The sequence below is a fragment of the Streptomyces antnestii genome (genome assembly GCF_004005495.1).
Taxonomy (GTDB): Bacteria; Actinomycetota; Actinomycetes; order Streptomycetales; family Streptomycetaceae; genus Streptomyces; species Streptomyces antnestii.
On sequence record NZ_RZYA01000003.1, the window covers coordinates 529,483 to 539,342 of the forward strand.

Sequence of the window (9,860 nt, forward strand, 5' to 3'; positions counted from 1 at the left end):
GTGCCCGGGCCCCAAGGTCGGTAATCGCCCTCACGCCCCCCAATTGGCCTATGCGCCAGGCAATTGGCAGTTCGAGGGACAGTTGTTCCAGGACATGGCTCGAACGCGTCACCCGATCGTGCGACGGGCGGGTGAGGCGGCGGCGGGGCGCGCCTAGCGGTCCGGTTCCGGGTCCTTCAGCCAGTTCACCAGTTCGTTCGAGAACGCGACCGGGTCCTCCTCGTGCGGGAAGTGTCCGAGTCCGTCGAACAGCCGCCAGCGGTACGGGGCTTCGACGTACTCGCCGGAGCCCGCCGCGCTGCGCGTGCGCATCACGGGGTCGAGCGAGCCGTGCAGATGCAGCGTCGGCACCCGCACCGGACGCTTCATGCGCCGGTTGAACTGGATGCCGTCCGGACGGGCCATCGAGCGCACCATCCACCGGTACGGCTCGACCGAGCAGTGCGCCGTGGACGGGATGCACATGGCGCGCCGGTACACGTCCACCGCCTCGTCGTCCGGCAGCTGCGGCCCGGACCAGTCCCGGATCAGCCGCCCGACCAAGGCGCCGTCGTCCGCGACGAGCTGACGCTCCGGCAGCCACGGCCGCTGGAAGCCCCAGACGTAACTGCCGGCCGCGGTCTGCTTGAGGTCGGAGAGCATGGCCGAGCGCCAGCGCCGGGGATGGGGCATGGAGGAGACCACGAGCCGGCGCACCAGCTTGGGCCGCATCACGGCCGCGGTCCACGCGAGATAGCCGCCCAGGTCGTGTCCGACGAGCGCCGCGTCGGGCTCGCCGAGGGACCGTACGACGCCCGTGATGTCGAGGGCGAGGTTCGCCGGGTCGTAGCCGCGCGGGGTGCGGTCGCTGCCGCCGACGCCGCGCAGGTCCATGGCCACGGCCCGGAACCCGGCGTCGGCGAGCGCCACCATCTGGTGCCGCCACGTCCACCAGAACTGCGGGAAGCCGTGCAGGAGCAGGACCAGCGGCCCGTCGCCCGTCTCGGCGATGTGGAAGCGCGCGCCGTTCGCGGCGACGTCCCGGTGGGTCAGCTCGCGGCCGCCCGGGATGCCGATGCGTACGACCGAGGCGGGTTGAGCCGAAGGTGTGGCGGGGTCCGTCATGAGGTCGAGCGTGCCACAGCCTCGACCGAGTCACCGACTCGGTTCGCCGGGGTCACCTGACGGGGGTGCGGTTTGGCGTTCCCCAGTACGCCCGCCGTCTCCTTGACCGAGGCGGCGACCTTCTGCGGGGCCTTGCCCTTCTTGGCCTTCTTGAGCACGGCGACGCCGATCAGCGCGAGGAGGACGGCGAGGAGGACGCTCGCGGCGAAGGACAGCAGGAAGCACCAGGCGAGGTTCCAGCCGCCGTTGCCGTTGTGTCCGCCGGTCCAGGAGTTGATGCCGTAGGCGAGGGCGAAGCTCAGCATGGGCAGGGAGAAGATCAGCATGGTCGCGGCCACGATGAACGCGGCACTGCCGATCGCCCCCCGCTTCACATCCTGCTTCAGCTGCACCTTCGCGAGGGCGATCTCGTCGTGCACCAGTGCGGACATCTCGGTCGTCGCCGAGGCGAACAGCTGGCCGATGCTGCGTTCGGCGCCGACCGGGCTGCCGTCGGGTGCGCTCATCGCGTACTCCCTGTCCTTCTGTAGAAGTGTGTGCGTGAAGTGTGTGGGTGCTTCCGTCCGTGCGGACCTGCTGTCAGATCATGCCGGACGACCGCTCCCCTCGCTTGCCCCGCCCGTCACTTCGGCAAGCCTGCGGTGTTCGGCGGCCTTCTTCTCGTAGATCTCCGCCATCCGCAAGTGGTACTCCGGGTTGTCCTCCTCGTAGATGTCCGGGATGCCGTCTAGGTCTTCGTCGCGCTCCTCGTCGGCGCACATCGCGCGGTACTTGGCGTTGCGGATCTTGAGCAGGACGGTGGACAGGACGGCCGCGATGAGGGAGCCCAGCAGGACGGCGGCCTTGATCTCGTCGGTCAGCAGCGGGTTCTCGGTGAAGGCGAGTTCGCCGATCAGGAGCGAGACGGTGAAGCCGATGCCGGCGAGGGACGCCACCGCGAACACGTCGGGCCAGGCCAGCTCGTCGGAGAGCGACGCCCTGGTGAAGCGCGCCGTGAGCCAGGTCCCGCCGAAGATGCCGACGGCCTTGCCGACGACGAGGCCGAGCACCACACCGAGCGTCTCCGGCTTGGTGAATACGTCGCCCAGGGCGCTGCCCGACACCACGACGCCCGCGCTGAACAGGGCGAACAGCGGCACGGCGAGCCCCGCCGAGAACGGGCGCACCAGGTGCTCGATGTGCTCGCCGGGCGAGTGCTCCTCGCCCTCCCGCCGGGTGCACCGCAGCATGAGCCCCATGGCGACACCGGCGATCGTGGAGTGGATGCCGCTGTTGTACATCAGGCCCCAGATCACGAGGGCGAGCGGTACGTAGACGTACCAGCCGCGTACGCCCTTGCGCAGGAGCAGCCAGAAGACGGCGAGGCCGACGACGGCGCCGGCGAGCGCGGCGAAGTCGATGTCGCTGGTGAAGAAGATCGCGATGATCAGGATCGCGAAGAGGTCGTCGACGACGGCGAGCGTGAGCAGGAACGCGCGCAGGGACGACGGCAGCGAGGTGCCGATGACCGCGAGGACGGCGAGCGCGAACGCGATGTCGGTGGCGGTCGGCACGGCCCAGCCGTCGAGCGAGCCGCCGCCCGTGATGTTGACGAGGAAGTAGACGAGCGCGGGGACCGCCATGCCGCACAGCGCGGCGGCGACGGGCAGCATGGCCGCCTTGGGGTCGCGCAGGTCGCCCGCGACGAGTTCCCGCTTGAGCTCGATACCGGCGACGAAGAAGAACACCGCGAGGAGCCCGTCGGCGGCCCAGTGCTGGACGGACAGGTGGAGGCCGAGCGCGGAGGGGCCGATGTGGAAGTCGCGTACGGACTCGTAGCTGTCGCTGAGCGGGGTGTTCGCCCAGATCAGGGCGGCGATCGCGGCGACCAGGAGCAGGACGCCGCCGACGGTCTCGGTCCGCAGAGCATCCGCTACGAACGTCCGCTCGGGAAGGGAGAGCCGGCCGAGGGCCTTGCGGCCGTTCTTGCTGGGGGCGGGCGTCTTGCTGGGCGCGGCCACGGCGGGGGACCTCCGGTCGGGTTCGGCTTTCGCGAACGCCTCGGCGAGGGGTCGCCGACGGCGTTGCCGACCAGACTTCCCGGCACACCATGTGAGGTATTCACCCTACCGGGTGTACGCGGGCCGTACCTGGTGATCATCACCTTACGTACGAATCGGGCACCCGGCGCGCTCGGCGCCGGGTGCCCGATTCGTGGTGTGCGTGCGGTCAGTCCTCGCTGGGCGCGGCCGGCAGCTTGGTCTGGATCAGGTCCATCACGGACGAGTCGGTGAGCGTCGTGACGTCGCCCAGCTCCCGGTTCTCCGCGACGTCGCGCAGCAGGCGCCGCATGATCTTCCCGGAGCGCGTCTTGGGCAGCTCGGCGACGGGCAGGACCCGCTTCGGCTTGGCGATCGGGCCGAGGGTCGCGCCCACGTGGTTGCGCAGGTCGGCGACGAGACCGTCGTCGTCGGCGGACGCCGTGCCCCGCAGGATGACGAAGGCGACGATGGCCTGGCCGGTCGTCTCGTCCGCCGCGCCCACGACCGCCGCCTCGGCGACCGAGGGGTGCGAGACGAGCGCCGACTCGACCTCGGTGGTCGAGATGTTGTGCCCGGACACGAGCATCACGTCGTCCACGCGGCCGAGGAGCCAGATGTCGCCGTCCTCGTCCTTCTTGGCGCCGTCACCGGCGAAGTACTTGCCCTCGAAGCGGGACCAGTACGTGTCGATGAACCGCTGGTCGTCGCCCCAGATGGTGCGCAGCATCGACGGCCACGGCTCGGTGAGGACCAGGTAACCGCCGCCGCCGTCCGGCACCTCGCGCGCCTCGTCGTCGACGACCGTCGCCGAGATACCGGGCAGGGCGCGCTGGGCGGAGCCCGGCTTGGTCTCGGTGACGCCGGGCAGCGGGGAGATCATCATCGCGCCGGTCTCGGTCTGCCACCAGGTGTCCACGATGGGGCACTTGTCGGCGCCGATGTTCTTCCGGTACCACATCCAGGCCTCGGGGTTGATCGGCTCGCCGACCGAGCCGAGGACCCGCAGACTGCTCAGGTCGAACTTGGCGGGGATGTCGTCGCCCCACTTCATGAACGTGCGGATCGCCGTCGGCGCCGTGTACAGGATCGTCACCCCGTACTTCTGCACGATCTCCCAGAAGCGGCCCTGGTGCGGGGTGTCCGGGGTGCCCTCGTAGATGACCTGCGTCGCGCCGTTCGAGAGCGGGCCGTAGGTGATGTACGAGTGCCCGGTGACCCAGCCGATGTCGGCGGTGCACCAGTAGACGTCGGTCTCCGGCTTGAGGTCGAACACCGCGTGGTGGGTGTACGAGGCCTGCGTGAGGTAGCCGCCGGAAGTGTGCAGGATGCCCTTGGGCTTACCCGTCGTGCCGGACGTGTAGAGGATGAACAGCGGCTGCTCGGCCTCGAACGCCTCGGGCGTGTGCTCCGCGGACTGGCGCTGCGTGATCTCGTGCCACCACACGTCGCGGCCCTCGGTCCACGCGACGTCCTGGCCGGTGCGCCGGACGACGAGTACGTGCTCCACGTTGTCGACGCGCTCGATCGCCTCGTCCACCGCCGGCTTGAGCGCCGAGGGCTTGCCCCTGCGGTAGCCGCCGTCGGAGGTGATGACGACCTTGGCGTCGGCGTCCTGGATGCGGGTGGCGATGGCGTCGGCCGAGAAACCGCCGAAGACGACGGAGTGCGCGGCGCCGATGCGGGCGCAGGCCAGCATCGCGACGACGGCCTCGGGGATCATCGGCAGGTAGACGGCGACCCGGTCGCCGGTCCGAACGCCCAGCTCCGTCAGCGCGTTGGCGGCCCGGCTGACCTCATCCTTGAGCTCCGCGTAGGTGATGGCGCGGCTGTCGCCCGGCTCACCCTCGAAGTGGATGGCGACCCGGTCACCGTTCCCGGCCTCGACGTGGCGGTCCACGCAGTTGTACGCGACGTTCAGCTTGCCGTCGGCGAACCACTTGGCGAACGGCGGGTTCGACCAGTCGAGGGTCTCGGTCGGTTCGGTGGCCCAGGTCAGCCGGCGGGCCTGCTCGGCCCAGAAGCCGAGCCTGTCAGCCTTGGCCTGCTCGTACGCCTCCGCGGTGACGTTGGCGGCGGCCGCCAGGTCGGCCGGCGGCGCGAACCTTCGTTCTTCTTTAAGAAGGTTGGCCAGGCTTTCGTTGCTCACGACATCTCCCTTACGGTGCTTTGCCGGGGCGACCGTTGTGTCCCAGTCCACAGCTCATCAGACGGCCCCCCTCGGTGACAAGGGGGGCCCGAAAAAATGGTTTAGACCTGTTGGGCTCTCCGCGTACGTGCCGATGATTCCACTCACCGGCACGCATGCCGCCCCGAACGGGTTCAGGCCGGGCGCAGTTCGCCCGCCGGCGCCACCTGGTCGAACACCTCGTCCGGCCGCTCGGTGAGCAGATAGGCCTGCGCCTCGCCCACGTGGAAGTACATCCCGTGCAGTTCGAGCGTGCCCTGCTGGAGTCTGCGGGCCACCGACTCGTGGGCGCGCAGATGTTCCAGCTGCTGGACGACGTTCGTCAGGCAGAGCTGCTCGACGGCGTCGGCGGGCGCGCGGCCGGCGAGCCGCGCCCACGGCTGGTTCTCGTCGGCCACGCGCGCCAGGCTCGGCAGGCCGTGCCGCAGCCAGCGCTTCAGGGGTGTCTGCGCGCCGCCCTCGGGAGGGCCGGTCAGCAGCGCCTGCATCGCGCCGCACCCCGAGTGCCCGCACACGGTGATCGACTGCACCTTCAGGACGTCGACCGCGTACTCGATGGCGGCGGCGACCGAGTCGTCACCGCCCTCGGCGCCCGGCAGGGGCACCAGGTTCCCCACGTTCCTGACGACGAAGAGGTCGCCCGGTCCGCTGGACGTGATCATCGACGTCACGACCCGGGAGTCGGCGCAGGTCAGGAACAGCTGCGTGGGGCGCTGTCCCTCTCGGGCGAGCCGGGCCAGCTCGTCCCGCACGTGCGGCGCCGTGTTTCGCTGGAACGCACTGATGCCGCTCGCCAGTTGGTGTCCGCCACCGCGCTCCGGCGGAGCGCCGGCCTCCGGCTGCGGGCGGTCGCAGTGGTGGTTGCGCCAGGGCGTCCACGGCCGGCAGCACGAGTGCGAGGCCGTCGCCGGCTCGGCGATACGCGCCCCGGCCCGCCCGGTCACCTCGACCGAGCCGCCCTGCGCGACATGCGCCTTCTGCCAGTCCTGCAACGCCTCGAACGCGGCATGGTCCATGAACGACCCGTCCAACTCCACGACACAGTCGGCACCTTGCGGCACCTGATGCAGTACGCGGCTGAGCCGGGGCACGGCGAGGAACGTCAACTGCCCGCGCACCCGCACCAGATGCGTCCCGCCACCTCCCGTCGCGTCCTCGCCGTCCACGGTGTGGGTGATCCGCGTACGGGCGAGCCGGTGCAGGGCGACCCCGACGGCGACCGCGATGCCGAGCCCGACCCCTCCGAGTACTCCGAGGACGACCACACCGAGCGTCGTCACGGCGTAGACGAGAGCCTCACGGTGGCGGGTGACCGTACGGATGTGGTGCAGGGACACCATCTGGATGCCGACGGCCATCACCAGGGCGGCGAGGGAGGCGAGGGGGATCAGATCCAGGACGGGGACCAGGAGGAGCGCGGCCACTACTACCCAAACGCCGTGCAGCATCGTGGAGTTCCTGGACTCGCCGCCCGCGTTCACATTCGCCGCGCTGCGGACCGCGACGCCTGCGACGGGGAGTCCGCCGAGGGCGCCGGAGACGACGTTGGCCGCGCCCTGGCCGAGCAGCTCCCGGTCCAGGTCGGAGCGGCGTACCTCCGGTCGCAGGGCGGGCTTGGCGGACGCGAGCTTGTCCACGGCGACGGCGCCGAGCAGCGACTGCACGCTGCACACGAGCGTCACGGTCAGCACGGCCGCGGCGATGCCGAGGACGGGTCCCCCGGCCAGGCCTGCCAGGCCGGCCAGGGCGTGGCTGCTCCAGGACGGCAGGTCGACCTTGGTCACGGCGATTCCCGCGCTCGCAGCCGTCGCGGTGGCGCAGGCGACGGCGACCAGTGCGGCGGGCACCCGGCGCAGGGCGCGCCCGGCCCTGCCGGGGATCCGGGGCCAGGCGAAGAGGACCGCGAGCGTGAGGAGGCTCAGGAACAGCGCGGCGGTGTCCACGCGCGCCAACTGGGCGGGCAGGGCGCGGAGGTTGTCGAGCACGGCGCTCTGGGGGGTGCCGCCGAGCACGATGTGCAGCTGGGCGACCGCGATGGTGACGCCGATTCCGGCGAGCATGCCGTGGACGACGGCGGGGGACACGGCGAGCGCGGTGCGGGCCACCCGCAGGCAGCCGAGGGCTAGTTGGGCGATGCCGGCGATGACGGTGATCGCGCAGGTCGTCCGCCATCCGTAGCGGTGGATCAGGTCGGCGGTGACGACGGTGAGGCCGGCGGCCGGGCCGCTGACCTGGAGGGGGGAGCCGCCGAGGCGGCCGGCCACGAGTCCGCCGACGGCGGCGGCGACGAGTCCCGACTGGAGCGGGGCTCCGGTGGCGAGGGCGATTCCGAGGGACAGGGGCAGGGCGATCAGGAAGACCGCGGCGGACGCGGACAGGTCGGCGCCCGTGACGCGGAACCGGCGGCGGGGCGCCGGTGGCGGGCTGTGGGGTGGATGCGTACGGCTGGATTCGTCGGTCCGTGTCGGATCGGCGGGGCGTGTGGGGACGCAGGCTGACATGTTTCCCGTCTCCTCCGGGGCAGCGCGGTCGCGGAACGAGGGGCCCCGGCTGTGGCGGGGCAGGGGCGCGGCCGTGGATCACGGCGTGCAGCGGCGGGATGATCAACGCTCGACAAATGGGAACGCTCGGTAAATGGATCGTAATGCAGAGTAAAGGTTGTGGACGGATTATCGGGGCAAATGGGGCACTGATTCACCCCGGCGGGTGAATGAGGCCTTTCTTCGGCTTGTCGTATTAATTCACCTTCAGGTCTCGTGCGACGTTGGGCGGCGCCATCGGCAAATACGGCATTTCGCCGCATTGCGTCTGTCCTCAACCGAAGAGACCCAAGGAAGAAGGTGGGCGGAACATGGCCGCCACCAAGAGGCTCGCCGCGGGCTTCACCGCCGTCGCGGCCTGTGCCGCTGTCCTGTCCGGTTGCGCGACCGGTGACCCAGGCGCGAGCAGACCCGAGAAAGGCGCACCGGGCCCCAGGAAGGCGGCCCCGGCCCCCGCGCCGGGGAGCGCGATGCGGCTGATCGGGGACGGCTCGACCGCGTACACCGGAGGTCAGCCGCATCTGCCCAGGGCCGAGCGCCTGAAGGCCGGGCAGAAGCCGCCGCAGTTCGTCGTGTTCTCGTGGGACGGCGCGGGGGAGGACAGTCAGAAGCTGTTCTCCCGCTTCCGCAAGGTCGCCAAGCGGAACAATGCGACGATGACGTACTTCCTCAGCGGCGTGTACATGCTCCCCGAGGAGAAGCGCGACCTCTACCGGCCGCCGCAGCATTCCCCGGGCAGCTCGGACATCGGCTTCAACGACGCCCAGGGAATCAAGGACACCGTGGACCAGGTCCGCGGCGCCTGGCTCGAGGGCAACGAGATCGGGACGCACTTCAACGGCCACTTCTGTGGCAAGGGCGGCGGCGTCGGCGAGTGGTCGGTCGCCGACTGGAAGAGCGAGATCGGCCAGGCCAAGTCGTTCGTGAAGTCCTGGAAGACGAACGCGGGCATGAAGAATGCGGCCCCGCTCCCCTTCGACTACGACAAGGAGCTCATCGGGGCGCGCACCCCGTGCCTGGAGGGCCAGAAGAACTTCCGGCGCGCGGCCCGCCAACTCGGCTTCCGCTACGACACCAGCGGGGTCGACGACCAGGTCTGGCCCAAGAAGAAGGACGGTCTGTGGGACCTGTCGATGCAGCTCGTGCCCTTCCCCGGGCACTCGTACGAACAGCTCACGATGGACTACAACTTCATGGTCAACCAATCGGGCACCGCGACCCAGGGCGACCCCGACAAGCAGGAGCTCTGGGGTGACCAGATGCGCGACGGCCTGCTCCAGGGCTTCGACCGCGCCTACCGGGGCAACCGCGCGCCGCTGATCATCGGCAACCACTTCGAGTCCTGGAACGGCGGCAATTACATGCGTGCCGTCGAGGAGACCGTCGACACCGTGTGCAACAAGCCCGAAGTCCGCTGCGTCTCCTTCCGGCAGCTCGCCGACTGGCTGGACGCACAGGACCCGAAGACCCTGGACCGCCTCGCCACGCTGGGCGTCGGCGAGGCCCCGAAGCAGGGCTGGACGTCCTTCCTGTCGACCAGCCCCGCCCCGGCACCCAAGGGGGTACCGGGCGCGCCGGCGGTCAGGCGGTAAGCGAAGCGACGCTGTCGGGCATGGCCGGTCTGTCGGGCTGGGCTGCCAGGCGAGTGCGGGAGGTCAGGCCGGGGCCGCCACGCTCTCCCGCAGGACGAACGCGGGGTCGACCTGGGCTGCCAGGGCAGATTCCGCTTCGTGCGCCCCTCGCGCCGCTGCGCGGGCTTCGGGGCGCTGCGCCGGACTCCGTCCGTCGGTGGGTGCGGGAGGTCAGGCCGGGGCCGCCACGCTCTCCCGCAGGACGAACGCGGGGTCGACCTGGGCTGCCAGGGCAGATTCCGCTTCGTGCGCCCCTCGCGCCGCTGCGCGGGCTTCGGGGCGCTGCGCCGGACTCCGTCCGTCGGTGGGTGCGGGAGGTCAGGCCGGGGCCGCCACGCTCTCCCGCAGGACGAACGCGGGGTCGACCTGGGCTGCCAGG

Annotated in this window: 6 protein-coding genes; 1 reads left to right on the forward strand and 5 read right to left on the reverse strand. The window is 70.7% G+C overall.

Annotated elements, in window-relative coordinates:
* Positions 1-153: 153 nt before the first annotated feature.
* From EOT10_RS10415 to EOT10_RS10435, 5 genes are all read right to left on the reverse strand, one after another.
* Positions 154-1,104, reverse strand: a complete 951-nt coding sequence (locus tag EOT10_RS10415; RefSeq protein WP_127827802.1) for an alpha/beta fold hydrolase — start codon at positions 1,102-1,104, stop codon at positions 154-156.
* Positions 1,101-1,610 carry a phage holin family protein gene (locus tag EOT10_RS10420; RefSeq protein ID WP_127827803.1) on the reverse strand — a complete coding sequence of 170 codons (510 nt, stop codon included), beginning with the start codon at positions 1,608-1,610 and terminating at the stop codon, positions 1,101-1,103. The genes EOT10_RS10415 and EOT10_RS10420 overlap by 4 nt, the downstream gene beginning before the upstream one ends.
* A gap of 78 nt (positions 1,611-1,688) precedes the next feature.
* Complete coding sequence (nhaA, locus tag EOT10_RS10425; RefSeq protein WP_127827804.1) at positions 1,689-3,104, reverse strand: Na+/H+ antiporter NhaA; 1,416 nt, start codon at positions 3,102-3,104, stop codon at positions 1,689-1,691.
* A 208-nt stretch (positions 3,105-3,312) separates the two neighbouring features.
* Positions 3,313-5,271 carry an acetate--CoA ligase gene (gene acs, locus EOT10_RS10430; RefSeq protein WP_189491389.1) on the reverse strand — a complete coding sequence of 653 codons (1,959 nt, stop codon included), beginning with the start codon at positions 5,269-5,271 and terminating at the stop codon, positions 3,313-3,315.
* Positions 5,272-5,444: 173 nt separating this feature from the next.
* Entirely contained in the window at positions 5,445-7,811 is a 2,367-nt protein-coding gene (locus tag EOT10_RS10435; RefSeq protein WP_127827806.1) for a bifunctional SulP family inorganic anion transporter/carbonic anhydrase, read from the reverse strand.
* Between the two features lie 350 nt (positions 7,812-8,161).
* On the opposite strand from EOT10_RS10435, the gene EOT10_RS10440 reads away from it, so the two are divergent.
* Positions 8,162-9,442 (forward strand): polysaccharide deacetylase family protein, encoded by a 1,281-nt coding sequence (locus tag EOT10_RS10440; protein ID WP_127827807.1) that lies wholly within the window; start codon positions 8,162-8,164, stop codon positions 9,440-9,442.
* The last annotated feature ends 418 nt before the right edge of the window (positions 9,443-9,860 follow it).

What these genes read in the sequence shown, in the direction of transcription:
- EOT10_RS10440 (WP_127827807.1), top strand. Translation starts at nt 8,162, where the DNA reads ATGGCCGCCACCAAGAGGCTCGCCGCGGGCTTCACCGCCGTCGCGGCC.
- EOT10_RS10415 (WP_127827802.1), bottom strand. Translation starts at nt 1,104, where the DNA reads ATGACGGACCCCGCCACACCTTCGGCTCAACCCGCCTCGGTCGTACGC.
- EOT10_RS10435 (WP_127827806.1), bottom strand. Translation starts at nt 7,811, where the DNA reads ATGTCAGCCTGCGTCCCCACACGCCCCGCCGATCCGACACGGACCGAC.
- EOT10_RS10420 (WP_127827803.1), bottom strand. Translation starts at nt 1,610, where the DNA reads ATGAGCGCACCCGACGGCAGCCCGGTCGGCGCCGAACGCAGCATCGGC.